This window comes from Dysgonomonas sp. ZJ709, from assembly GCF_011039195.1.
Lineage (GTDB): Bacteria > Bacteroidota > Bacteroidia > Bacteroidales > Dysgonomonadaceae > Dysgonomonas.
Map to the genome: position 1 here is coordinate 95162 of NZ_JAAKEM010000009.1, position 25391 is coordinate 120552.

The 25391-nt window shown below is 35.8% G+C and carries 18 protein-coding genes, 1 tRNA gene and 1 riboswitch; of the genes, 8 read left to right on the forward strand and 11 right to left on the reverse strand.

Annotated elements, in window-relative coordinates:
* Positions 1-58: 58 nt before the first annotated feature.
* Complete coding sequence (locus G7Y56_RS08455) at positions 59-910, forward strand: GNAT family N-acetyltransferase (protein WP_165042692.1); 852 nt, start codon at positions 59-61, stop codon at positions 908-910.
* A gap of 192 nt (positions 911-1102) precedes the next feature.
* On the opposite strand, the gene G7Y56_RS08460 is transcribed toward G7Y56_RS08455, so the two are convergent.
* Positions 1103-1176, reverse strand: a tRNA-Ala gene (locus tag G7Y56_RS08460).
* Between the two features lie 283 nt (positions 1177-1459).
* Here G7Y56_RS08460 and G7Y56_RS08465 point away from each other — a divergent pair.
* Positions 1460-2197: a hypothetical protein gene (locus G7Y56_RS08465; RefSeq protein WP_165042694.1), complete on the forward strand. Its 738-nt coding sequence runs from the start codon at positions 1460-1462 to the stop codon at positions 2195-2197.
* A gap of 141 nt (positions 2198-2338) precedes the next feature.
* Here G7Y56_RS08465 and G7Y56_RS08470 read toward each other — a convergent pair whose 3' ends face one another.
* From G7Y56_RS08470 to G7Y56_RS08485, 4 genes are all read right to left on the reverse strand, one after another.
* Entirely contained in the window at positions 2339-3280 is a 942-nt protein-coding gene (locus G7Y56_RS08470; RefSeq protein WP_165025683.1) for a hydrogen peroxide-inducible genes activator, read from the reverse strand.
* Between the two features lie 20 nt (positions 3281-3300).
* Positions 3301-3969 carry a YggS family pyridoxal phosphate-dependent enzyme gene (locus G7Y56_RS08475; protein ID WP_165042696.1) on the reverse strand — a complete coding sequence of 223 codons (669 nt, stop codon included), beginning with the start codon at positions 3967-3969 and terminating at the stop codon, positions 3301-3303.
* Between the two features lie 16 nt (positions 3970-3985).
* Positions 3986-4441, reverse strand: a complete 456-nt coding sequence (locus G7Y56_RS08480; protein ID WP_165025689.1) for a DUF4494 domain-containing protein — start codon at positions 4439-4441, stop codon at positions 3986-3988.
* A 162-nt stretch (positions 4442-4603) separates the two neighbouring features.
* Positions 4604-5140, reverse strand: coding sequence for an RNA polymerase sigma factor (locus tag G7Y56_RS08485; protein ID WP_165025691.1), 537 nt, complete (start codon positions 5138-5140; stop codon positions 4604-4606).
* A gap of 393 nt (positions 5141-5533) precedes the next feature.
* Between G7Y56_RS08485 and htpG the strand changes: the two genes are divergently transcribed.
* Positions 5534-7423, forward strand: coding sequence for a molecular chaperone HtpG (gene htpG / locus G7Y56_RS08490; RefSeq protein ID WP_165042698.1), 1890 nt, complete (start codon positions 5534-5536; stop codon positions 7421-7423).
* Between the two features lie 103 nt (positions 7424-7526).
* Here the strand turns inward: htpG and G7Y56_RS08495 are convergent, their stop codons facing one another.
* The 5 genes from G7Y56_RS08495 to G7Y56_RS08515 all read right to left on the reverse strand — a co-directional run bounded on the left by G7Y56_RS08495 (position 7527) and on the right by G7Y56_RS08515 (position 15010).
* The gene (locus tag G7Y56_RS08495) at positions 7527-8930 is read right to left on the reverse strand and encodes a DUF5074 domain-containing protein (RefSeq protein ID WP_165042700.1); all 1404 of its coding nucleotides are present in this window, start codon (positions 8928-8930) and stop codon (positions 7527-7529) included.
* A 145-nt stretch (positions 8931-9075) separates the two neighbouring features.
* A riboswitch (cobalamin riboswitch) is annotated at positions 9076-9337 on the reverse strand.
* Positions 9338-9394: 57 nt separating this feature from the next.
* A complete protein-coding gene (locus G7Y56_RS08500; protein ID WP_165042702.1) occupies positions 9395-10465 on the reverse strand; it encodes a glycosyltransferase family 4 protein in 1071 nt (356 codons plus the stop codon).
* Positions 10466-10477: 12 nt separating this feature from the next.
* The gene (locus tag G7Y56_RS08505; protein WP_165042704.1) at positions 10478-11371 is read right to left on the reverse strand and encodes a PhzF family phenazine biosynthesis protein; all 894 of its coding nucleotides are present in this window, start codon (positions 11369-11371) and stop codon (positions 10478-10480) included.
* Positions 11372-11474: 103 nt separating this feature from the next.
* A complete protein-coding gene (locus tag G7Y56_RS08510) occupies positions 11475-12638 on the reverse strand; it encodes a PepSY domain-containing protein (RefSeq protein WP_165042706.1) in 1164 nt (387 codons plus the stop codon).
* An 8-nt stretch (positions 12639-12646) separates the two neighbouring features.
* Positions 12647-15010: a TonB-dependent siderophore receptor gene (locus tag G7Y56_RS08515; RefSeq protein ID WP_165042708.1), complete on the reverse strand. Its 2364-nt coding sequence runs from the start codon at positions 15008-15010 to the stop codon at positions 12647-12649.
* A 212-nt stretch (positions 15011-15222) separates the two neighbouring features.
* On the opposite strand from G7Y56_RS08515, the gene G7Y56_RS08520 reads away from it, so the two are divergent.
* The 5 genes from G7Y56_RS08520 to tilS all read left to right on the forward strand — a co-directional run bounded on the left by G7Y56_RS08520 (position 15223) and on the right by tilS (position 24459).
* On the forward strand, positions 15223-15948 hold the full coding sequence (locus G7Y56_RS08520) for a YebC/PmpR family DNA-binding transcriptional regulator (protein ID WP_165025708.1): 726 nt from the start codon (positions 15223-15225) through the stop codon (positions 15946-15948).
* A gap of 90 nt (positions 15949-16038) precedes the next feature.
* Positions 16039-17295 carry a DUF5103 domain-containing protein gene (locus G7Y56_RS08525; protein WP_165042710.1) on the forward strand — a complete coding sequence of 419 codons (1257 nt, stop codon included), beginning with the start codon at positions 16039-16041 and terminating at the stop codon, positions 17293-17295.
* Between the two features lie 160 nt (positions 17296-17455).
* A complete protein-coding gene (locus G7Y56_RS08530) occupies positions 17456-21919 on the forward strand; it encodes a translocation/assembly module TamB (protein ID WP_255498690.1) in 4464 nt (1487 codons plus the stop codon).
* On the forward strand, positions 21916-23091 hold the full coding sequence (locus G7Y56_RS08535) for a class I SAM-dependent methyltransferase (RefSeq protein ID WP_165042712.1): 1176 nt from the start codon (positions 21916-21918) through the stop codon (positions 23089-23091). The genes G7Y56_RS08530 and G7Y56_RS08535 overlap by 4 nt, the downstream gene beginning before the upstream one ends.
* A 51-nt stretch (positions 23092-23142) precedes the next feature.
* Positions 23143-24459: a tRNA lysidine(34) synthetase TilS gene (tilS, locus tag G7Y56_RS08540; protein ID WP_165042714.1), complete on the forward strand. Its 1317-nt coding sequence runs from the start codon at positions 23143-23145 to the stop codon at positions 24457-24459.
* Here the strand turns inward: tilS and G7Y56_RS08545 are convergent.
* Positions 24452-25375: a cation diffusion facilitator family transporter gene (locus G7Y56_RS08545; RefSeq protein ID WP_185153988.1), complete on the reverse strand. Its 924-nt coding sequence runs from the start codon at positions 25373-25375 to the stop codon at positions 24452-24454. The two genes, tilS and G7Y56_RS08545, sit on opposite strands and share 8 nt — an antisense overlap.
* Positions 25376-25391 lie beyond the last annotated feature (16 nt).

The following is a 25391-nucleotide window of genomic DNA, read 5'->3' on the forward strand; positions in this document are numbered from 1 at the left end:
TTGAACTTTTTTTGAGGATTTTGAGAAATTTATTAGCTTTATAAAAAACGATTAATAAATGGAAATTAAATCCCTTAGTAAAATAAACTTTGATACAATATTTCAGGCTTTCAGTCAGGCATTTGCCGATTATGAAATTCAACTGGACAAAGAGCAACTTCAAATCATGTTGGAACGACGAGGCTTTGATCCTGATATATCTTTTGCTGCATTTGACGGAAATGAAATAGCAGCTTTTACTCTTAATGGAACAGGATATTTCAACGGAATCTTAACAGCTTACGATACAGGAACAGGAACATTAAAGAATTATAGGGGGAAGGGGTTAGCTACCAAAATTTTTGAATATTCCATTCCTTATTTGAGAGAAAGGAACATTGAACAATATCTTTTGGAAGTTTTACAACACAATACGAAGGCTATTTCTGTCTATAAAAATATCGGTTTCGAAGTAACTCGTGAATTCAACTATTTTACACAGAAAAATCAATTAATTGATAAAAAATTTAAAACATCTGATATCCCATATTCAATACAACAAATTAATATTGAGAATTTTAATTCAATATCTACTTTTTGGGATTTTTGTCCATCATGGCAAAATAGTTTTGAATCCATCAAAAGGACAGCCAAAGGCTTTGTTAGTATAGGAGTTTTTCTCGAAAACTCACTCATCGGATATTGCGTTTTTGAACCTACTTCAGGAGATATTACTCAAATAGCAGTTGACAAACAAAACAGAAGAAAAGGAGTTGCATCACTACTGCTTAAAGAAATAGTCAGACTCAATGAAAATAATGTTGTAAAAATTATAAATACTGATATTTCATGTAGTTCGATTACTAAATTCTTAAAATCAAAAAATATTGAAATTACAGGTATGCAGTTTGAAATGATAAAAGAAATATAAAATTCCTGCAAATTGATAATTACACGATGGAGTACAGCACTGATTTTTATAAAAATATTAGCTTTAATATGTTTTGTAAAACATTTGTAAAACATTCAAGTCAATCAGTTCATAAAAGTATGTATTTATTGATTTTTTCATAAAAAAAGAATAGAAGCAAATCATTTCTGAAAGCCTCTATTCGTACTATTGTGGAGAATATCGGACTCGAACCGATCACCTCAACACTGCCAGCGTTGCGCTCTAGCCAGATGAGCTAATTCCCCATATATTTTGGTATCATTGACAAATTCCCAAGGATATACCACCAATAGCGCAAAGATAAAACTTTTCCCGTAATAATTGCACAGGTTGCCAATCTTTATACACTTTTTTCAACGGCAGATTACAATTCGACAGAATATTTTGTCGATTATCCTCTGATTATTCAGCATTAAGGAGCATCAACCAAGATCTTTCCTACTTTCTTTTTTTCATTTATTAAATACTTATATATTTTAAAATATAAGCACTAACTTTGCATCCTTAATATATCAAAAACAAACTTACATGAAAAAAATGCATTTTTTAAAATCAGCTACATTCTCTTTAATTTTATCGGTTCTCATTATCGCCAGCTATTCTTGTAGCAGTGATGACAATGATAGCAATGATGACAATTTATTAGTCAAACTAGAACAAGACAGATACAATGAAATTGTCACCCCAGCAATGGAAGATGTATTGCTCAATAAACTTCAAGCTACAATCTATAGAGGGGTAAATCCTCCTAACATCGAAGGTTTCTATAGAGCTCACATTCTATGCGAGAAATCAACCATAGATGGAGATGCTATGCTTAATACATATCCTGTAGATCATAAAATGAAATTCTATAACCTACAGGGATTGAATATTGATATGGAATCACATGAAGTAATAGTTAATACCGATTTTCTTAGAGCCAAACATGAATCGGAAGGTACTTTTATCTCTGGTGAAGGAGATAATTTTACTATTTTCCTTGATGAGAAAATTTCTAGTCCGGGAAGGGATCATATTTTCTTCACTGTACTATCAGGACAATTAGATAGAGATAATGAAGGGAAAATAATTGGTATAAAGAACCATGAATATGTCATAATTATGAAAGAAAATTATGGAAACTCTACTCTAATACCTATCGGGGAAGGACGTCTGTTTACCGATAAGTATGTCAAAGTTATCAGTGAAACAGAATATAACCAAACAAAGAAATCAACTGAAAGCATATCTTCATCATTAACTATTGGGAATTATATCCAGTAATATATAACACTTCGGTATTATGTAATATATAACACCTCGGTATTATAACAATACCTAAGATGAATCTAACAAAAAAAGAGTGATAGTCTATTTTCTATCACTCTTTTTATATTCAATAATACAACTCTCGTATACTATTCATTAAATATCCACAACAAATTTCTTCAAATCTGGATTTAATAATTCTTTAGGCACAGATTCTTTCACTTCCGAAATAATTATATCAAGTACGCGCTCGCGCAAAAATTCGCGACGGGTAATAAGACTGATCTCACGAACAGGATTCATCCCTTTTAATGGACGAATATTCTTCTTTTGTTTTTCAGACAGTTCTTCAATCGCCATTTCGGGTATTATAGTCAATCCACTATTGTTGTCGACAATGTTTACCAAAGTCCCGATACTTCCGGCCTCATACGAGAATAAAGAATGAGAACTCTTACGTTTTCGAGTGTTGCAAATACGTAATATCTGACTACGGAAACAATGAACCTCTTCGAGTAACCATAGACGATTAACATTCAAATCATCCTCTTCCAATTCTTTCTTGGCATATAGTGAAGTCTCGCGGGGAGATACATATGCATAGAATCGTTCATAGTAAATCGGATGCTCGCTAATCTTATCATTTTTCAATGGTGTGGCCAAAATAGCGCCATCAAGTGCACCATTCAGTAGCTTATCTATTATCTGCCCTGTCGTAGTTTCTTCTATCACAAGTACTATATCGAAACCATTCTTGTCATGAATCTGCATTAGTTTTGGCAAAAGGTAAGGAGCAATCGTTGGGATTATACCCAACTTGAATATCCCTTGCACAACACCTTTTTCTTCCTGAATAATTTCTCTTATTTGTTTAACCTGCGAAACGATAACACGTGCCTGATTGATAATCTGCGTACCAATAACAGTCGGTTGAACAGGTAGCTGGCTACGGTCGAATATTTTCACCCCCAACTCATCCTCAAGCTTCTGAATCATCATACTCAGGGTAGGTTGAGTTACAAAAGACGCTTCAGCAGCCTTAGCGAAATGCCGATGATTATCTACGGCGATAATATATTCCAACTGTTGTATATTCATAATCTATTTTGTATTTTGCATTAATACTCCCGATTTCCGAAAATGGACGAACCTATGCGCACCATAGTTGATCCCTCTTCTACAGCAATTTTATAATCACCTGACATTCCCATTGATATTTCGGAGAACGAATCATCCTCTGAAAAATAGTTAGCCTTCAGTTCATCAAAGAAAGATTTTAGGTTTTTAAACTCCTTTCGTATCAGAGTTTCGTCTTCAGTATTAGTAGCCATTGCCATCAAACCACCAATATAAGCATATTTGTACTTCTTCCACTCGCCTTGCTCCATAAATTGCCGACAATCGTTGAAAGAAAAACCATATTTACTATCCTCCTTTGCAATATGCACTTCCAGTAAACAGCATATAGGTTTCTCAAATGCTGCAGCCTGCTTTTCTATCTCGGCGAATAGCTTCCAGCTATCTACACTGTGTATTGCATGAGTGTATGGAATTATAGCTTTTACTTTATTTGTCTGTAAATGGCCTATGAAGTGCCACTCTATATCGTCGGGCAGTTGCTGATGCTTCTCACTCAGTTCTTGCATTCGGCTTTCGCCGAAAATACGATGCCCTGTATCATAAGCTTCGCGGACAGTATCTGCCGGGTGAAATTTAGATACAGCAACAAGCTTTACATTAGCTGGTAAGTCTTTTTTTATTTTTATTATATTTTCAGCAACACTCATCTACCAAATACTAAACTTAAGTCAATATAATTTTCCTTTTGGCATCTTCCGAATATGGGAAAACATCCATTATCAATGTTTCGGCTAGCGATCCAATAGTATAATCGGCCATCGTTCCCTCCATACCTTTTTCAACTACTCGAAGAGCTTCCTTAAGGTCAGAGGCCTGTGCCAACATTTGCACTGCAGTTTTCTTTTCTGATCCACTTTTTTCATCCAGTGTGATAAAGAAAACTTTAGCTTTAAAAAAGCGATCTCCATTATCATTAAAAAACAACTCCGACAGCTTTGCTCTTTTTATATCTGCTATTGTAAATTCGCCTGTTATATATGGTCTTATTTCTTCTGTAATGCGTGCTTCTGCTTCAGTGAAAGATAAGGCATCAACCAAATAAGGTTCTGTTACTTTCTTTTGCATTCCATTTTCGAGCATTTTTTCGTAACTCACCTTACATTCAAACCAATTGTGCATATAAACTTAATTAAAATCGTGATTATTTATAATTTCTTGTACAAACTTAATAAATAAACGTGATATAACATTTGTTTTATTTATTAAAAGAGGTTTATTTCTCAAAATAAAAAGGGTCTGCAATATTGTATTGCAGACCCTTTTGCGAACTTATATCGGAAGTTAGTCTTTATCTTGATATCTGTAATCTTTCAACAATTCTTGCAGTCTTTTTCTTGCAAAGAAAATACGACTTTTTACTGTACCGATAGGTAAAACAAGATTTTGAGCAATCTCTTCATATTTATACCCTGAAACATGCATTGTAAAAGGCACCTTGTACTCGTCAGAGAAACTATTGATCACTTTTGTAATCTCAGCCACTGTATAAGCACCATCAGGAGTATCAAAGCCTGAATCCTGAGGCATATTCAAATGGTACAGGTTTTCGGTTTGGTCTATCATTGTTTGGCTACGAACCACACGACGATAGTTATTCACAAATATATTGTGCATAATAGTAAACACCCAACCTTTGAAATTTACGTTTTCATAATATTTCTCTTTATTATCAAGCGCTCTTAGTGTTGTTTCTTGTAGCAAATCTTTTGCTTCCTCTCTGTTAGATGTAAGAGTTAATGCAAAATTCATCATATTGTTTTGAAGATCGACTAATTTATCTTCAAACTCTTTATTATTTTTGTGATTAGTTGTGTTCATAATTTCAGTATTTAGCGTGATAAATAATCCATTAGTTTTCAAGTCATAAGAATCTTTATTTCTTATTAATTATAAAGCAAATGTAACGAGTTTTTTTAGTTAAAATGAAATAAATATAGTTTTTTTAAGAAACAATTGTCAAAACAACTAATAGCTACAAATTAATGTATTGATTAATAGATATTTAACACATGCAGAAAACATGTTAAATATGACATAAAAAAAATCTATCAGCCAAAATAAGCCTATTTTTAACAATTTAAGCCCTCAATAATTTATTCATTTTAAGAACATTAAGGATCTAACAAGACAATATGACACGTCCGATCTGTCTGGCATCTTATTTGCTTTAATAGAATCAAAATAATATAACTAATAACTTAAAATATCATTATGGAACAAAAAGGCAAAATTGGGGTTACAACCGATAATATTTTCCCCATCATAAAGAAATTCTTGTATAGCGATCACGAAATATTTCTTCGTGAATTAGTATCGAATGCAGTAGATGCTACACAAAAGCTAAAAACATACTCTTCTTTGGGCGAATTCAAAGGAGAACTTGGAGATATCACTGTACGTGTAAGCATTGATAAAGAGAAAGGTACACTCACTATATCGGATAAAGGTATAGGAATGAATGCCGAAGAAATTGAAAAATATATCAATCAGATAGCTTTCTCTTCTGCAAATGAGTTTCTCGATAAATATAAAAATGACGCGAATTCTATCATCGGACACTTCGGGTTAGGTTTCTATTCTTCATTTATGGTATCACAAAAGGTAGAAATCGTTACTAAATCATTCAGGGAAGATTCTCAGGCTGTTAAATGGAGCTGCGACGGTTCTCCTGAATATACATTGGAGAATGTAGAAAAAGCTGAAAGAGGTACCGACATTATCTTATATATAGATGATGAGAACAAGAACTTTCTTGAAGAAGGTGAAATCAGTCGTTTATTAAAGAAATATTGTCACTTCTTACCTATACCTGTTGCTTTTGGTAAAAAAACAGAATGGAAAGATGGCAAATCGGTAGAAACCGAAGAAGACAACATAATCAATGACACGAATCCAATCTGGACACGTAAACCTGCAGACCTGAAAGACGAAGATTATAAAAAATTCTATCAGGATCTATACCCGATGTCTGACGAACCGATGTTCTGGATTCACCTGAATGTCGATTATCCGTTCAAACTGACAGGTATCTTATATTTTCCTCAAATAAAGAGCAATGTAGATCTCAACAAAAATAAGATACAATTATACAGCAATCAGGTATTCGTAACCGATTCGGTAGAAGGAATCGTTCCTGAGTTCTTAACACTGATGCATGGTGTTATCGATTCTCCGGATATTCCGTTGAATGTATCCCGTTCATATCTGCAAAGCGATCAGAATGTGAAAAAGATATCTAATCACATCACAAAGAAGGTAGCTGACAGATTAGAGGAAATATTCAAAAACGATCGCACCCAATTTGAAGCAAAATGGGATAGCTTGAAAGTATTTATCGAATATGGCATGCTGACTGACGAGAAATTCTACGATCGTGCTCAAAAATTCTGTCTACTAAAAAATACAGATGGAAAAGCATTTACGTTCGAAGAATATAAGACACTTATATCTGCCGATCAAACAGATAAAGAAGGTAATCTGATATATTTGTATGCAAGTAATAAAGACGAGCAATATACCTATATTAACAATGCTACCGAAAAGGGATATGATGTAATTTTATTCGATGGGCAGCTAGATGTACACATGGCCGGACTACTTGAACAAAAATTCGAGAAAAGCCGCTTCGTGCGTGTAGATAGCGATACAGCTGACAATCTTATTGCAAAGGAAGACGCAGTAGAGGTTAATCTCACCGATAAACAAAAAGAAGAATTGAGCGAAACATTCACTTCTCAACTTCCTAAAATTGAGAAAACAGAGTTTACAATCGATTATAAAGCATTAGGTGAAAAAGCGCAGCCAATACAAATCACTCAAAACGAGTTTATGCGTCGTATGAGAGAGATGTCTGCTATGCAAACCGGAATGTCGTTCTATGGTGAAATGCCTAATAATTACAATTTGGTATTGAATACCGAACATCCACTGATCAAAAAGGTTATGGCAGATGTAGAGGGCAAAGAAAAAGATGCTGTAACGGCTTATGCAGCTGAAAGCAAAACCGTACGTCAACTTATCGATTTGGCTCTATTATCGAATGGCATGCTGAAAGGTGAAGCTCTGAACAATTTCATCAAGAGAAGCACTGATATGATCTAAATAAATTAAGTAAAGTAGTGAATCCGAAAAGGGCTTAAATCAAGAGAGGCTGTTCCACCACGAACAGCCTCTCTCTTTTACCTATACACAAATAAAACAAGCGTCAATTTCTGACATCTATTCTTATATCTTTTTCTACGATCTTGCCATTTGAATTTGCTTGTAGTTTAATAACCATCTTTCCGGTCTTAGCCGAAGATTTCAGGGTCAGCATATTTTTTTGCAATTCATATTGAGCAATATCACCCTCAGCAGACGAAGTAAGCAGACTCTTAATTATAGATGATGATGCGTTATCGGCATCTATAATTACTTCATTCAGATCAATTGTCTTTTCTTCGTTAGGCTTCAACACGATTTGATTAGTCAATATAGCAGGAGCGTTTACGTCTTTAAAGAATGGCATAGCCGGAAACCAATAGTAATCGGTATTATCTGCACCTCCTTTTACGTTTATCGTTTTACTCAATGCTCCTTGAGGTGTCAATAACTGTACTACATTTATATCATTACCCCATACACCTGTTGTCATTGACAAAACTATATTGTCGGTTAAAGGATCTACTCTTAATCCTGCACCATAAAAAAGAAGCTGGTCACCATTATCATGCTTACCCAGCGTATAAAATGCTGAATTAAGCGATTTACTATTTATATCATATTTAGCAACTTTATTCCCATCTTTCCAATACAAAACATTTTGTTGAGTACTGGCACAAAAACTCCCTACATTCCAAGAATATTCGATATGGGTATCTGAAAACGAAACTTCTGTCGTTGCTTCAAATGTATATGGATTTATCTTAATCAGTTTACTGGTAGCACCAGCCCAAATATTTCCGTCCTTGCTTTGTGCAACTGAATTTATTGTATTGTCTTTTATAACTTTTTCTACTTTATCAGTTGAAGTATCTATAACATAAATACCTTCCGAGATAACAGCTGCAAATACATATTTACCTGCAAGACACATATTAACAACTTCGCCGGAAATACCAGCAATAGTTGTACCTACTTTCAACTGCTCAATATCAAAGAGGCTAATTCCACTATTAGTAGATATATAGCCTTTCTTACTATTCACCCCTACAAAAGAGCGTGCCGCATTGTCGCTCCCTGCAATATTTTCAATAGCCGCCTTCTTCTTCAATGTTTTAGCATCTGCTACTACAAGCCTATTTCCGCCAAACGATACTATATAAACATTATCACCATAAATTGTTGCAAATTGCCCTGTTTTACCTAGAGTCTCTCCCGAATTTGCAGCAGCATACGCGCGATAAGATATAGCTCCGTCATTATTGAAGAAACTTAAACTGGCATTATCTGTAGTAAAATTACCCTCATTCAAAATATAAAAACCATCGGCAGCCATAGTAGCCGGAGCTTTATCATTTTCTATTACAACCGTTTCATCAGAATTTGTTACATCGTCGTCATCAGAACATGATGCGAATGTAAAAGTCAAAGCAAAAAATGCCACTAAACCTAAGTACTTTCTTTTCATTATAATTATCAGTTTATTTAGTATAATACTAATCCAGACTAAAGTTGAATAGTCTTAACAGAAGAAATGAAATGATAATCAAAATGTATAAATACAAACGTGCAACCATGTGCATTTGATCTCAAGACTTTATTCCTCGAAAGTCTGAATATTTATTTTGTCTGGCAGGTCTCCTGACTTGTTCTCATTTTGAACGGCCTTCCCATCATATCAGTTGTCAGTCATCAGTTATCAACCAAATTGTTGTTTACTGTTCACTGCTTACTGTTTCTAACAGTGGCGAGGGTAATGTCAAAATGTTGTTCGTTAGAACTTACAGTAGCGGGTCTGTTCAGGATTTTCACCTGATTCCCTTTTAATCAGATAATCCGAAATGAATTATCCAAACCAAATACGTTTACAAAAATATATATTATTTAAGAGATAACAAGTAAATGTGCAAAATATTTACAATCTTCAATATATTATACAATCTGTTTAATTAAATTTTCCATCTTCTCAATGGCACTTTCCCAACTAAAACGTTGAATGTAATTATTACCCCTATGCGCCAATGAGATGCGCTCTTCATTATTATCGATCAAATAACAAATTCTTTCAGCCATCTGCTCTGCATTTTTCACCTCAACAAGTAAAGCCGTTTCTCCATCAATAGCAAATTCACGATGTCCGGCTATATCGGTACAAATTAATGCACATCCACAGAATAAAGCTTCGGCAGGTGTAAGTGGGAAACCTTCGGTAAAACTATTAGAAAGAAATATCGCATTACGATTATATATATCGCAAAGATTATCTGGCGCACGATAAAACTTGATCCAGTCGGGCAAACCTTCCGGCTGAGGGCACACACCGAATAGATAGGCTTGCAACTCAGGATATTTTTCTTTCACAAGCATTAATGCTTTCAGACCATATTCAGACCCTTTTATTTCTTGTATAGAATAGGTCATCGCAACTGTTGCAAGCGTTCGCTCTTCTATTTTATCTTTTACAAAAAACTCTTTATTATTGACAGCATTATATATTAATGCAACAGGCTTAGATGTATGCTGCTCTACAATCTCTTTAAGGTAAGAGGCTACAACAACATTTGTTGTATCAGGCATATCGTACGAAGCATATAATAGGTCTTCATGCCCTGTCCAGTTTTCAAAACCTTGAATAAGATTTATCTTTTTACCTTTCGCCGCACCTAGCCTACCCATTTCTAAGACAGTAGACCACCATGTAGCAATTACAACATCTGCATCTACTACATATCTGTCATCTACTTGGGGAACATAAGACATCGTAATAGACGGATCGAAATTAAACCACTTGTCATTACGAAAGCCTTCTACCTTAGACAGAATATAACGAGCGACATAAGGCAAACGATATTCCATATACTGTGTACGGATAGGATATGTAAGATGAACCGAATATCCTTTCTTTGCTAATCGGTTGGCATATTCATACATTACCCGAAATCCACCTGCCGGACGGCGAGGTTTGAATGGTAGAATAAAATTTATCTTAGTCGATTTATTCACTACGTATTTATTTTACTTATCACTTGTATTAAGAAAATAAGTTCCTTCTATTTTCACAGAAGCACTGCCTCCAAAAAGAACTTTTCTTTCACTCATTTTTAATTTAACTACATTATAAGCGTTTTGTTCTCCGTTTTGTTCAATAGAAATAGGTTCTCTGTTCCATAGATTATGCTTAAGCATATAGTAACCCATAGCAGAATTGCCCGATCCTGTGGCTACATCTTCCAGATAACCAAATTTAGGAGCAAACACACGAGTTCTTATCTTATTATTCTCATTAGTTACATCTGTAGTAAAAACAAGTATAATGTCAATCTCATTTGTTATACAGAAAGCTTTCAATGTTTCTTCATCTGGATTTAAGGCTAATATATTATCCAGATTGGTAATCGGTATTATAAGAGTTCTTAAGCCGGCATTAATAAAATTAATAGGATATTGCTTATCAAGCATATTTTGTATAACACCTAAATTCTCGGAGATTTCTTCTGCTGCAACTGTCACCGATAAATACTCGGGGTTTGGAGCTGTTATGAAAACTGCATCTAAAGATTGAAGCTCGTTATAAACTACTAAACTGCCTTTTTTTGTATTTATTTTTATTTCGGGTAGTTGTTTGAGCTGTTCATCCGTTTTTAATAAATGGTACATACACGCAATTGTACCATGTCCGCAAAAATCGACTTCGCATTCCGACGAGTAATATCTCAAATTACACGAAGAGCTATCAACCATAGCACAGTAAATAACTTCGGACACAAAGCCTTTATGCTCCTTAGCTATATTCTGCATATCAGATTCAGATAAAATCTGATCCTTTTCAAGATATATGCATGCAGCAGGATTCCCATTAGACTCTCCGGCAATAAAAGCATCTAGTTTCAGATATCTAAGTTTTTCCATCTTATTGTTTTCAAGCTATGTGTAGATATTTTCGTATAAAAGAAAAAGCAAATATAATTCATATTAATTATATCTGCTTTTTATCGGTAGAAAGTTTATATATCTATTTCTTCCCCTTCTTTGATTTCTTTCTTTTCTTATGCCAAATGATGTATCCGGTGACCGGCAAACTGGCAATACCTAAGCTTGCAAGAAAAACGACTATCTTACCCGGTAGTCCGCCAATAGCTCCAACATGAATATCGTAGGTCATACGATAAAGCTTATCACCGGCAGACGAATCTTCGTAAGCAGTGCCATAGATACCACCACCTTCGAGTTCTTCCAGCGTGTTCTGATCGAAGAAACGAAAATGTCTTTTGTAATATGTATCATCATTCGCCGGATTGAAGCAAATGCGATAAGCATCCGCTTTCTTGTTAGGGAAATCGAACATAAATGTACCTTGCTCTCCTATCGGATACTCTTGCTTCACCTGATCCCATAGTCGATCATCCAAGTTGAGAGTCGAGGCTGTCAATGTCGTATCAGACAAAGCCGGTTTCCATTGTTTCAGTTCTTCTCCACCCGAGATAACAGTATAATAAGAATTTGCGAACCATTTGAAGCTCCATGTCAGACCGGTTATAGATATTATAAGGGCGATCAGTGCCACATAGAATCCTATAACTTTATGCAAATCGTAATTGAGCTTATATGAATTTGATTTCCGCTTGATCGTAAGAATAGATTTCAACGATTTTCTATTCCATCTTTTAGGTATCCAAAGTACGATTCCCGAAATAGTTACAATAACAAATACCAGAACCGACCAGCCTACAATAGGACGTCCAATATCGTAAGGCAACCACAGACTACGATGTCCTGCAAGAATGATTCTGAAAAAATCGCCTTTCAATGTCTGCTTATAAATGTAATCTCCCGAGTAAGGATTCAACATTAATATTGTATATCCATCCTCGTAATGATTATACGCAAGCGTGGCAGCCTTATCCCTCTTGCCATAGGCTACGCCATAGATAACATTGGCGCTATCGGCCGCCACTGCATATACATACTGGTTAGCTTTTTCTTTTAGCTCCGAGGGTGACAAAAACGGTCTATCTTGTATCTCCACATATTGCGATTGTTGAAAAATGCTTCGTAATTCTAATTGAAAAACGTAAATACATCCTGTGACAGCTACAATGAATATTACAAGTGACGAAAGTGCCCCGAGCCAAAGATGCAACCAGTAAGCTATTTTTCTAAATGATAGTTTTTTCATTTCAACGATCAGAAATTATAGGTAATACCCATTCTGAAGTTACGTTTAGGCTCGGACTGCCAATAATATACATTACCCGACACAGAACCACTGTATAAATATCTATCGAAGACATTAAATACATTCAATCCTATTATCAAATTTCCTTTGCGCCAACCTGCAACCGCATCAAACTTATAATAATCAGGTAAACCCGACTTGCCATCGACAAGCCCTCCCCATGTACTACGATCGAGCATCGAGGTTTGACCTCCACCAATATTGAAGCCTTTAAGAATACCTTCTGAAAACTGATATTTCAACCATATATTGAAAAGATGCTTAGCATGTCCTGGTAAACGCATACCAACAGGTCGTTTTTCGTTTATCGATTTTGTCACTTTATAATCGGTATAAGCATAGTTAGCAACAACGCTCAACCCCTTAACGATTTCACCCATCATGTCGAATTCTACCCCTTGAGCTTTCGATTGACCAACTTGAATAAGGTAAGTTTCATCTCCTTTGTTATCAGGGTCAGAAGTTGTTTCATTATTTTTCATTATTTGATATACCGAAAGACTTGTATTCCATCGACCACCAAACCACATACGTTTCAAACCTAATTCCCAATTACTACCGGTTATCGGTTTCACTTTATCTCCGCCACGAAGCAATCCCATTTGCGGACTGAAAGTTTGATCGAAAAGAGCATACACTGACGAGTTTTTATCCATAGAGAAACTAAGACCGACACGGGGTGAGAAATGTTTCTCATCAGTCACAGTAGTTCCATACGAATCATCTTTCACAAATGTATAACGACCGGCAAGAGTTAATCTTAGTCTTTCGTCAAAGAAACCTAATTCGTCTTGCACATACAATCCTGTATACGATTGCGAAATTTGAGTAGTATTAGCTCTCTCTTTCATACTTCGGGTTCTGTCGAATTGAGGATATCCCCAATATGGATTACCCGATTTACGATTTGTGTCATAAATATTATATGTACCAACTGAATCCAATGCATGAGTTTGGCTCCAGTCTCCCCAAAAATGTTTATCACCAATATCCAAACCTCCTAATATACGATGGTTGACGGCTCCCGTTTTCACTTCTCCATTTACGAAGACCTGACCAAACTTCATCTCATTAATAGCATCACCTATACTTACGGTTCTGATCATATCACCATTGCTTGCCACAGATCCATACCACATAGAACTACCCTCTTTATTATAATTGAAGTATGCAGCCTGAGCGGTCAACTTCCAGTTTTTACTCAACTCATGTTGAAGATTAAGGATAAGACTATGATCCTTTATAACTGTGGGTTCTAGCCCTGGCTCTAATATTGAGTAATCGTATGGAAGATCGGCATATCCATTCGGAGAGAAACTGTAAAACGATCCTGTATTAGAAGACTCCATGTATTGGTAAGCGTATTCTGCTGTCAACTTCGTTTTATCATCTATATCGTATGTAATAACCGGAGCAACACTATATCTCTTATTGAATTCATATTGTCTGATCGAATTCATCGTTTGTCCCATCAGGTTTAAACGATATAATAGTTTACCTTCTTTATCCATTACACCATCTAGGTCTAATGTAGCACGATACAGATCGTTGCTACCGAACATAAACGAAGCTTGTCCTCTTCTCTGTCCTGTGGGTTTCTTCATTACCACATTATAAATACCACTAGGTTCACCGTTCGACATCATAAAGCCGGCTGGTCCTTTTACAAATTCGATACGTTCTACAAAGCTCATATCCTCCGTTAGAGGCCCCCAGTTGGAAGTAACATTCATACCTTCGCGAAACGCAGCAGCACGGCTACCACGCATGTTTACGCGCGTATATGAATCGCCCCAGTGCTCAAGACGGGTTACCCCGCTGACATTACGGGTAATACCGTCACTCATACTGGTTATTTGCTGATCGAGCATTATATCGCTATTGATAACTTGTATGTTCTGAGGAATCTGAATCAATGGTTCATTGAGACGAATAGAACCCGATATACGTTGAGTGGTATATCTGTGAGCTTGAGCCGAGACAACAACCTCGCCCAAATTCTGAGCAGATTCTTCCAATATAATTACCGGAACATCCGTTACCTCCGTATTTGAACGGACAGCTACATCGATTGTCCTTGTTTTATAATTGAGTAAAGAAACTGTCAATTTATAATTACCGGGATTTATATTTTTGATCATAAATACACCTAAAGAGTCGGTTATGCTACCACTCTGGGTACCAACTATATGAACAGCTACATATTCGAGATTTTCACCGTCCGAACTTTTTACTGATCCCCGAATATCTTTGGCCTGACAAAAAACAGTAATACAGCACAGAATAAGTAGCAAAATGCTATTTTTTTTCATTGTTAAGATTGTTTTTATTGAATTTATTTTTACGTTGGTAAAACGACGCAAAGGAAAAGAAAGATCAACACTGCGGCAATCCCTAAATATTGCTATATTCACTAATAAAAATCATTATAATTAGTGAGTGCATTCTTTTTAGCGGTATATGAATATTTTTTATAATTTTGCATACAGAAAATTTATTACCGTACATATATATAGAAAAACCTATGGGAAGAGCTTTTGAATATCGCAAAGCAACTAAGATGAAACGCTGGGGCAATATGGCTCGTGTGTTCACTAAACTTGGTAAACAAATTACAATAGCAACTAAAGAGGCTGGTCCTGAACCTGATACAAATCCTCGTCTTCGTGTATTGATGCAACAAGCGAAGAAAGAGAATATGCCGAAGGAAAATGTGGAGCGCGCCATAAAGAAAGCTACAGCCAAAGACGGAGCCGACTACAAAGAAGTTCTATATGAGGGATATGGCCCTTATGGTATTGCTATTGCCGTGGAAACTGCTACCGACAATCCAACCCGTACTGTTGCCAACATACGCAGCTACTTCAATAGACTTGGTGGTTCGCTAGGAACATCGGGCAGCCTTGAATTCTTGTTCGATCATAAATGTGTTTTCAAAATAGCACCCAAAGAAGGTGTTTCGCTCGAAGATCTGGAACTGGAACTTATCGATTATGGTGTAGATGAAATAGAAAACGACGACGAGGATATCATTCTTTACGGAGAATTCAAGTCGTATTCTGATATTCAAAAATATCTTGAAGAAAATGAATTTGAAATTCATAGTGCAGAATTCGAACGCATCCCGAATGATCTGAAAGAGCTTAATAAGGAACAACAAGAGCAAATACAGAAACTTCTCGACAAATTTGAAAATGACGAAGATGTTCAGAATGTATTCCACAATATGAAAGAAGATATAGAGGAATAATAACTCTGTTAAATTATATAACTAAAACTGCAAGAATTACACCTTGCAGTTTTTTTTATTACATTTGCGTATACCCATTTCTATATCCCCATGAATAGATTCAAACTTACTGTCATCTTTCTATTGACCTGTATTACAGCATGGTCGCAAGCTTATAGAACACTAGCTATATCGCCCGAAATACATACTATCGAGGTGAATATAAATGGCGATTGGAATAGAGAGCCTATCATGAAGCTAAACAGCAATGAATATGTCCATATTGGGTTTGACCGGATTTCGGAAAATTCGTTTCACAGACTTAGATACCGCATTACACACTGTGATGCCAATTGGAAAAAATCGAAAGAACTATCCGATATAGAATATCTCGATGGATTTAACGATAATCCGATAGAAGATGACGCTCCATCTATAAATACGACAATGATATATACACATTTCAATCTGGATATTCCAAATAGAGATGTGAAATTGAGGTTTGCAGGAAATTATGCAGTAGAGGTATACGAAGAAGATAATCCTGATAACATACTGCTAATGGCATGTTTTTCGGTACTCGACACAAAGGTAAATGTCGGTTATGTGATATCGACAAATACAGATATAGATTCAAATAAGGAACACCAGCAATTAGGAATCACCGTCAATTTTCCCAATCTAAGTATTCGGGAGCCACTGTCTGAACTAAAAGTATTCGTTCAACAGAATAACAGAATAGATAATGAACGACAATTGACCAAACCAAGCTTTATAAATACCAGTAGAATGATCTATGAGCACAGTCGTGATCTCATATTTGAAGCAGGAAACGAATATCGCCGATTCGAAACCGGTAGTTACAGAGCTAATGGCATGAATGTTGCGCATATCAAATACGACAAGCCTTATTATTCGATGTATATAGCTACTGACAATGTACGGGCAAATCGCTCTTACAGTTACGACCAAGACCAAAACGGACGTTTCGTAATACGTAGCCGAGAAAGCAATTTCAGCGACACTGAGGCCGATTATTTCTTCACTCATTTTACGTTAGCTATGAACGAACCTCTACTTGAAAGTATCTATATAAACGGAGACTTTACAAATAATACATTCTCTGATAAATATGAGATGAAATACGATTATAATACAAAAGAATATAAACTTACTCTATTACTGAAACAAGGGTTATATAATTACCAATATCTCACCAAAATGGGGAATAATTATTCGACAGGCCCAATCGAAGGGAATTACTTCGAGACAGAAAACGAATACACTATTTTTGTCTATTATCGACCTATCGGAGAACGATATGACAGCCTTATTGGATTAACAAGGTTACAATCGAGAGAGAAATAGCGAGCTCATGTCCTTAAATATTCTTAATAGCTAAATTATAGTAAAATATAGCAAACGATAAACTGGTGCAAACCCTTTTTTTTTAATAAATTTGTAGTACTAAAAATATCGCGCTATAAAACGATTTAAGCATATATTTCTAACCTTTCTGGGTGTAATCTTGGGACTGATCACGTTAGTATTCGGATTACTGAATATGCCGGCAGTGCAGGAATATGCCAAAGGTATTATTGTTGACGAGCTTAAAGCTAAGATAGGCACAGAATTAGGCATAGGAAAACTTAGCTTCCAACCGTTCAACTCCATCCAGTTGGATAGCGTTTACCTTTACGATCAATCGAACGAAAAAGTATTAATGGCAGATAGAATATCAGCCAGCATCGATCTTTTTGCTTTAGCTAAGAGTAAGATAGTTATTACCTCTGCATGGCTGTCTGACTTCGAAGTCCATTTATCAAAAGATTCTACGAATGCGCCATTGAATATTCAGTACATTATCGAAGCATTCAAATCAAAAGACGATAAACCTAAAAGTCAGCTCGACATCAAGTTGAGTGCTGTTAATATTTCGAACGGACAATTTTATTACAATGTAAAGGATAAACCCGCTAAAGAGAATATATTCGATGAAAATCACATACAGGTTTCGAATCTAAACGCAAAAATCGCTCTAAAATCACTCCTACCCGACTCTCTCAACATCCAGATAAAGAGTATAAACCTAAAGGAGAAAAGCGGACTTGAAATCACAAATCTTACCGGTCGGCTTATCACTCAAGACAATAAAGCGTACCTGAGAGGGTTCAGACTCGATATGCCTTCGTCATTTCTACAGTTCGACAAATGCGAAGTCAATCTTGCTAAACCTGCGGATTCGGTACATACAGACATTCTCGATTACGCGAACCTAGATCTTATAATTGCACCATCGTACATAGCGCCCAAAGATGTATCAGCCTTTGTACCGCTTCTGAAAAACTTCAACAATTATGTGACATTGAGAGGGCATATATCGGGAACGATAGACAATCTACAAGTAGAAGATTTCTCACTCGACTTAGGCGATAAGATGCACCTCATCTCGAATGTAGAAATAAAGGATCTAAGACAGTCTGATAAGATGTACATACTCGGAAGCATAGATAACCTGACTGTTAGTAGTGAAGGAATACAAGAAATAGTCGGCAATCTTTCCAAAAACAAAAATAAACTACCAAAGCAAATAACCAATCTGGGGACTATCTCGTTCCAAGGTGATATATCGGGATATCTCAACCAATTGACTGCATTTGGTAGCCTAGATACACAACTTGGCATCGTCAAGACAGATATACTTTTTGGAATCAATCCGACAAAAGGAATAAACTCATACGCAAAAGGAAAAGTATACACCTCAAATTTCGATTTAGGCAGGCTATTAGACAATAAAGATATTGGCAAAACATCGCTAAATATTACTGTTGACCTCGAACAACCCAAATATGGTAAGCTAAGAGGGAATGCACAAGGTATAATTCACGATTTTGCATACAAAACCTACGAATATAAAGATATCACGTTCGACGCGGATTATGATGGTCTGCGTGTCGATGGAAAATTACATGCAAACACGCCTAATGGCGAATTAAACATAAAAGGTTTATTTGATTTATCTGATAAAAATTTACCGGAACTCAACTTCGAAGCCCACGCATACAATCTGGAATTAGACGATTTGAAGTTGGCAGATAAATTAAAAGACTCTAATCTGTCTTTTGTAATGCGTGCTAATTTCAAAGGAGCAAATATAGACGATGCGGTAGGCTACCTTAGAATAGATACGTTGGATTTTGTGAGTGGAGATAAACATTTCCATATGAATCAGTTCTTGATAGAAGCGTCGAAAGATTCTGCTATGAATCAATTGAATATAAAATCGGATATACTAAATGGTGAAGTTAAGGGGGCGTATTCTTTCACCACGATGGCTAATAGTGTATTGCAAACACTGCATCCTTATTTACCAGCATTAATCAACGCTCCGCAAAAAAAGAAGCCGGACGAAAAAGAAAATAATCTGACATTCGAGTTTCAGATAAATAATTCAGAGAGCCTGAGTAATATTCTCAATTTACCTGTAGTGGTACTTAGCCCCGCTAAGATTATAGGGTTTTATAATAATGTTCAGGATAAATTTAAAGTAGAGGTATTCGCTCCATCGATTAAAGCTGCGGGATCAAATATAAAATCGGGATATGTTGTCGCTGACAATCAGAATAACCTGATTACGACTAAAGTGAATCTACTGATGGCCGGCAAAAATAATTCGATTAACGACATTGCACTTACAGCAACTGCATCAAATAATCTTGTTACCACTAACATAACGTTTGCTAACGATGGAAAACAGAAAGCCAAAGGAGAATTTGCAATCTCAACTTTGTTTACAAGAGAAAATAAAGAGCCATTACAAATCGATGTAGATGTATTACCTAGCGAACTGGTACTTAACAATGCCGTTTGGAAAATGGAACAATCACACATCCATATACAAGAAAATATTGTCGGAATTGATAATTTCCTGGTATATAATGATGATGGTAGTCAGGAAATAAAGATCAATGGGAAGTACTCGAATAACAGTCCTAAAGAAATTTTAAAGACTGAACTCAAGAATATTAATCTTGAATATATATTTCAAACACTTGCTATCGATGTCCTGAAATTCGGCGGAAAAGCAACGGGTAGTTTATTCCTTTCGAGTATAGAAAAGAAACCTTATGCTAATACGAATCTGGAAGTAGAAGATTTCAAATTTAATGGCACTGAACTCGGTAAACTGAAACTATTCAGTGAGCTTGACGACGAAACTAATAAAGTTATTCTTAGCGGAGCAATAATAAGTAAAGAAAACAAAACGACGAATGTAGACGGATCCATCGATCCGATAAAACAAGCCTTGTCTATCAACTTTGACGCTGATAGTATTGATATCGGTTTTTTAAAGACATATGCAGAAACCATATTCAGCAACATAAGTGGCAGGGGAACAGGGAAAGTACATTTATTCGGTAATTTCTCTAAAGTTACAGTCGAGGGCGATGCATATATTCAAGACGGAAATATTGGCATTTCCTTCTTAAATACGAACTATTCGTTCTCCGACACAATCCATCTTAAAAAAGACTTGATCTATTTTAATGATATAGTATTTACCGACGATAATAAAAATACAGCCATAGGAACAGGAAAAGTAGCACATGATTTCTTTGCTAATTTTATGTACTATGTCGATTTATCGGCAAATAAATTTATGGTTTACAATGCTACCGAAAAACAAAATCCATTATTTTTCGGTAAAGTATTTGGTAGTGGTAAAGGAACTATAAGTGGTGATGAAAGTGCAGTGAATATAGATATCAGTATGCGAACTGAAGAAAATACAGCTGTTCGTATGAATTTTATGGATAATATTGTAAATGAATATACATTTATCACATATAAAGATAAGAATGCACCTACCGATTCACTAACGGCTGAAGCTCCTATTTTACTAGCTCCGATCAAAACAGAATCGGGGATGGAAATAAATATGAATTTCTATATTGACGCTACGCCCGATGCTGTTGTCGAATTAGTAATGGACCCTGTTGGTGGAGATATTCTTCGCGGTGTTGGAAACGGAACAATGCAGTTTCAATGGAATAGTAACGCATCTCCACGCCTTTATGGAACTTATAATATCAACCGTGGAAATTACAATTTCACGTTCCAACGACTGATGGAACGTAACTTTGCTATTCAGGATGGTAGCAGTGTACAATTCAGAGGTGATCCATTCGAAGCTATTCTGGACGTGAGTGCGGTATACAAAATAACAGCAAGTCTAAATGACCTCGATAGACAATTAGCTGTGCAATCGGGACAAACAACTATCCCTGTTAATTGTATATTGAAGTTATCCGGGCCATTAAAACATCCGAATGTCGGACTAGATATATCGTTTCCCACTGCGGATGCAGAAGTAGAGCGCCAGGTAAAGAGCATTATCAATACGGAAGATATGATAAACAAACAGGTAACATACCTGCTGCTATTATCTAAATTCTACAGCCCCGATTTTGCTAATACCGATCAAAGGACATCCGATTTTGCCGCTGTTGCTTCTGCAACTCTATCTAATCAACTAAGTAAAATAGTAAATCAAGTGGACAAAAGATGGCAGCTGGGTACTAATATTCGTACAAGCGATTCTGAATTTACGACTACCGAAGTAGAATTGATACTTTCGAGCCAGTTATTGAACGACAGATTACTACTAAACGGTAACTTCGGGTATCGTGATGATCCATACATTAAAAGCGACGCACTAATTGGTGATGTTGACTTAGAATATCTACTGGACAATTCAGGCAATTGGCGTGTAAAAGCTTATAATCACTATAACGAGAAATACTATTATACAGGTAACGCATCGCAAACACAAGGTGTAGGTATTGTCTACAAAAAAGACTTCGACAAATTGAAAGACTTATTTATCAAACCTAAAAATAGACTTAATAAGAAAGATTCAATAAAAATAATCGTTCCCGATTCCATAACAAAAGGAAGCACATTAAGCCCTTTCATTAAAATAAAAGAATGAATCTGTCATCTGCCACAAAACTCTTTATCGAAGAGCATGAAAACGATGATATCCGTAAACTCGCACTACAAGCCAAGCGGTATCCTGAAATTGATATGCAAATGGCTATTCAACAAATAGCCGGCAGACAGACAGCTAAAGAGAAAATTCCGAATTGGTATAAGAATGACGAGTTGCTTTATCCTAAGCACATATCTATGGAGCAATGCTCCTCAGAACATACAGCCCAATTCAAAGCCGATTTATTTCACGGAGGCACAATGGTAGATCTGACGGGTGGTTTCGGTATTGATTTTTCATTTATTGCCAAAAATTTCAAGCAGGCTACATATGTAGAACAACAACCTGAACTTGTCGATATTGCTGCGCATAATTTTACCAAATTAGGCTTAAATAATGCAGATGTTGTAAATACAGATGCAATCGCTTATCTGGAAGCAATGCAATCCGTAGATTTGATTTATATAGACCCGGCACGCCGTAGTTCTACCGGACGGAAAACAGCCTTAATAGAGGATTGCACTCCTAATATTATAGAAATAGAGGAACTATTAGAGCAGAAAGCAAAATATATAATGATCAAGCTGTCGCCTATGCTTGATATATCTCTTGCCATAAGATCGATGCGTAACATATCGGATGTCTATATAATCAGTGTTGCAAATGAATGTAAAGAGCTTTTATTCATCAAGTCTCATGAAAGTAAAAAGACTCAACTACATTGCATCAATATATTGAACAATAAGATCGATCAATTTATTTTTAGTAAAGAGGATGAAGAATCAACAACCGTAAGCTTTGCTTTCGAATTGGGTAAATATCTCTACGAACCGAATAGTTCCATTACTAAAGGCGGTGCATACAAAAGCATTGCAAAAGCTTTCGATCTGAATAAACTACATATTAGCAGCCATCTGTACACATCAGACGAGTTACATACAGATTTCTATGGGCGAAGATTTGAGATAACCGGTATGTGCAGCCTCAACAAAAAAGAACTGAAAGAATATTTGCTAGACATAAAGCAAGCCAATATAACGACGCGCAACTTCCCTCTATCGACTGATGAATTAAGAAAGCGAACAGGTCTTAAGGATGGAGGAAATTTATACATTTTTGCTACTACGCTAGCAGATGATAAGAAAGTGCTTATATTCTGTAAGAAAATATAGGAAGAACTATTTTAAGCGATATACAATATATTCTATTAAATTTGCAAGAATATGATTCTATCGAAAGTAAAACAATATATACTTAATAATCAATTACTCAATTCAGGAGATAAAATAATTGTAGGCGTAAGTGGTGGAGCCGATTCTGTAGCAATACTAGATATGCTACATCAACTTGGCTACGAATGTATTGTTGCTCACTGTAACTTCCATCTGCGTAATGAAGAATCGAATCGCGATGCCGCTTTCGTAAAAGACTTATGCAAAACTTATAATCTGGAATTTAATAGTATAGATTTCGACACGATTAAGTACGCAGCGGATAAAGCTATTTCTATCGAAATGGCTGCAAGGGAACTGCGTTATAATTGGTTTGAAGAATTAAGAGCAAAACATGAGGCTGCGGCTATAGCAGTAGCTCATCATCAGGATGATTCGGTAGAAACCGTTCTGCTCAATCTTATCCGCGGAACAGGTATTCGTGGATTGACAGGTATTTCGGCACAAAACGGACATGTCATCCGTCCATTACTCTGCTTAACAAGAAATGATATAATAGATTATCTAAGCCAAAGAAATATATCGTATGTAACAGACTGTACTAATAAGGAAGATATATACACACGAAATAAGATCAGGTTAAATATAATTCCGCTACTCGAAACGATTAACCCATCTGTAAAAGATTCGATTAGCCAAACAGCCGAACATTTACTGCAAGTAAAAAATATTTATCTTGACTACATAGATAAAGCAAAATCAGAGATTCTTAAAGAAAATAAAATCGATATAGAAAAGCTCATTAAATACAATGAGCCTAAAGCAATTCTGTTTGAAATACTTTCTGTTTATAAATTCAATTCTGAAACGATTGACAATATTTTCAATGCTTTGGATGGTATATCTGGAAAAATATTTTACTCGAATACACATAGGGTATTGAAGGATAGAGCCCAACTTATTATAAGCGAAAAAGAAGCTGACACGAATAATAACAACTTTGAAATAAGGGAGACAACCACTACACTATCCTCTCCGGTAAATTTCGAAATAGAAACTATCTTCAATAGCCCCGATCTTACTATCGAAAAGAATAAGAATATTTTATATGTAGATAAAAACAAGTTAAATTTTCCTCTCACTATCAGACGATGGCAACAAGGCGATTGGTTTATACCTTTCGGTATGAAAGGTAAAAAAAAGGTCAGTGATTATTTCACCGACCAAAAATTAAGTCTTTTCGAGAAAGAGAATGTATGGCTACTTTGTTCGGACGATGCTATTGTCTGGATTATCGGATATCGCTCAGATGACAGGTATCGCATTACAACTGATACTTCAGATATAGTTAAAATAACTCTTATTTAAATCCGCACTTATCGTCGGCAGTACACAATTCGCGCCCTTCGGTTTGAATAGTTATATGTTTTATTCCAAACTTTTTATCAATAGTATACTTTGCTCTTTCTAATATAGAATCTCTATCCGCATCGGGTTGCACACGCAGATGAACTGTCATAGAAATAAACTCGGAAGTGATCATCCAGATATGCAAATCGTGCACCTCTATAACACCATCTAGCGATTTTAATATATCCATTACTTTATCCGAATCTACACTTCTCGGTTTAGCTTCCATCAGTATGTTTACCGACTCTTTCAGAACATTCCACCCACTGTAAAGTACAAGTACCGATACAATCATACTGGCAATAGGGTCAGCAATATACCAGCCAAATGCAATAATGAGAACAGCAGCAATAATAGCACCTACGGAACCTAACAAGTCGCCTAGCACATGTAAGAAAGCACTGCGAACATTTAGATTATCTTTTGTCGATCCCTGCGAATATAGAATCCAAGCAACGAGAATATTAATAAGCAAACCAATTGTAGAAATAATTATCATGCCCTTACCCATTACGCTGGGCGGTTCCGATAATCGCCCTATGGCTTCATGAAAAATATAAATAGATAGTACAATTAGTACAATTCCATTTAGTAGTGCTGCTAAAATCTCGAATCGCTTATATCCATAAGTTTTAGAAGCTGTTGCTGCCCTAGCACCAAAAATCAAAGCACTCAAACTTAAGCCCAACGCTACGGCATCACTCAACATATGCCCTGCATCGGATAGCAAAGCCAAACTATTGGTTAAAAATCCTCCAATAAATTCAACAACCATAAAACCTGCAATCAGAATAAAACTGATTGTTAGCGCTTTTTTATTCGCATTATGTGTATGATTGTGCCCACCACTAGAATGGTCGTGATTGTGTCCCATTACAATTTCATTTATT

Bases quoted from the DNA above. Each gene is read 5' to 3' on its own strand.
- G7Y56_RS08465 (WP_165042694.1), top strand. From the start codon at position 1,460: ATGAAAAAAATGCATTTTTTAAAATCAGCTACATTCTCTTTAATTTTA.
- G7Y56_RS08455 (WP_165042692.1), top strand. From the start codon at position 59: ATGGAAATTAAATCCCTTAGTAAAATAAACTTTGATACAATATTTCAG.
- G7Y56_RS08515 (WP_165042708.1), bottom strand. From the start codon at position 15,010: ATGAAAAAAAATAGCATTTTGCTACTTATTCTGTGCTGTATTACTGTT.
- G7Y56_RS08525 (WP_165042710.1), top strand. From the start codon at position 16,039: ATGAATAGATTCAAACTTACTGTCATCTTTCTATTGACCTGTATTACA.
- htpG (WP_165042698.1), top strand. From the start codon at position 5,534: ATGGAACAAAAAGGCAAAATTGGGGTTACAACCGATAATATTTTCCCC.
- G7Y56_RS08520 (WP_165025708.1), top strand. From the start codon at position 15,223: ATGGGAAGAGCTTTTGAATATCGCAAAGCAACTAAGATGAAACGCTGG.
- G7Y56_RS08545 (WP_185153988.1), bottom strand. From the start codon at position 25,375: ATGGGACACAATCACGACCATTCTAGTGGTGGGCACAATCATACACAT.
- G7Y56_RS08495 (WP_165042700.1), bottom strand. From the start codon at position 8,930: ATGAAAAGAAAGTACTTAGGTTTAGTGGCATTTTTTGCTTTGACTTTT.
- G7Y56_RS08470 (WP_165025683.1), bottom strand. From the start codon at position 3,280: ATGAATATACAACAGTTGGAATATATTATCGCCGTAGATAATCATCGG.
- G7Y56_RS08485 (WP_165025691.1), bottom strand. From the start codon at position 5,140: ATGAACACAACTAATCACAAAAATAATAAAGAGTTTGAAGATAAATTA.
- G7Y56_RS08475 (WP_165042696.1), bottom strand. From the start codon at position 3,969: ATGAGTGTTGCTGAAAATATAATAAAAATAAAAAAAGACTTACCAGCT.
- G7Y56_RS08480 (WP_165025689.1), bottom strand. From the start codon at position 4,441: ATGCACAATTGGTTTGAATGTAAGGTGAGTTACGAAAAAATGCTCGAA.
- G7Y56_RS08510 (WP_165042706.1), bottom strand. From the start codon at position 12,638: ATGAAAAAACTATCATTTAGAAAAATAGCTTACTGGTTGCATCTTTGG.
- G7Y56_RS08505 (WP_165042704.1), bottom strand. From the start codon at position 11,371: ATGGAAAAACTTAGATATCTGAAACTAGATGCTTTTATTGCCGGAGAG.
- G7Y56_RS08535 (WP_165042712.1), top strand. From the start codon at position 21,916: ATGAATCTGTCATCTGCCACAAAACTCTTTATCGAAGAGCATGAAAAC.
- tilS (WP_165042714.1), top strand. From the start codon at position 23,143: ATGATTCTATCGAAAGTAAAACAATATATACTTAATAATCAATTACTC.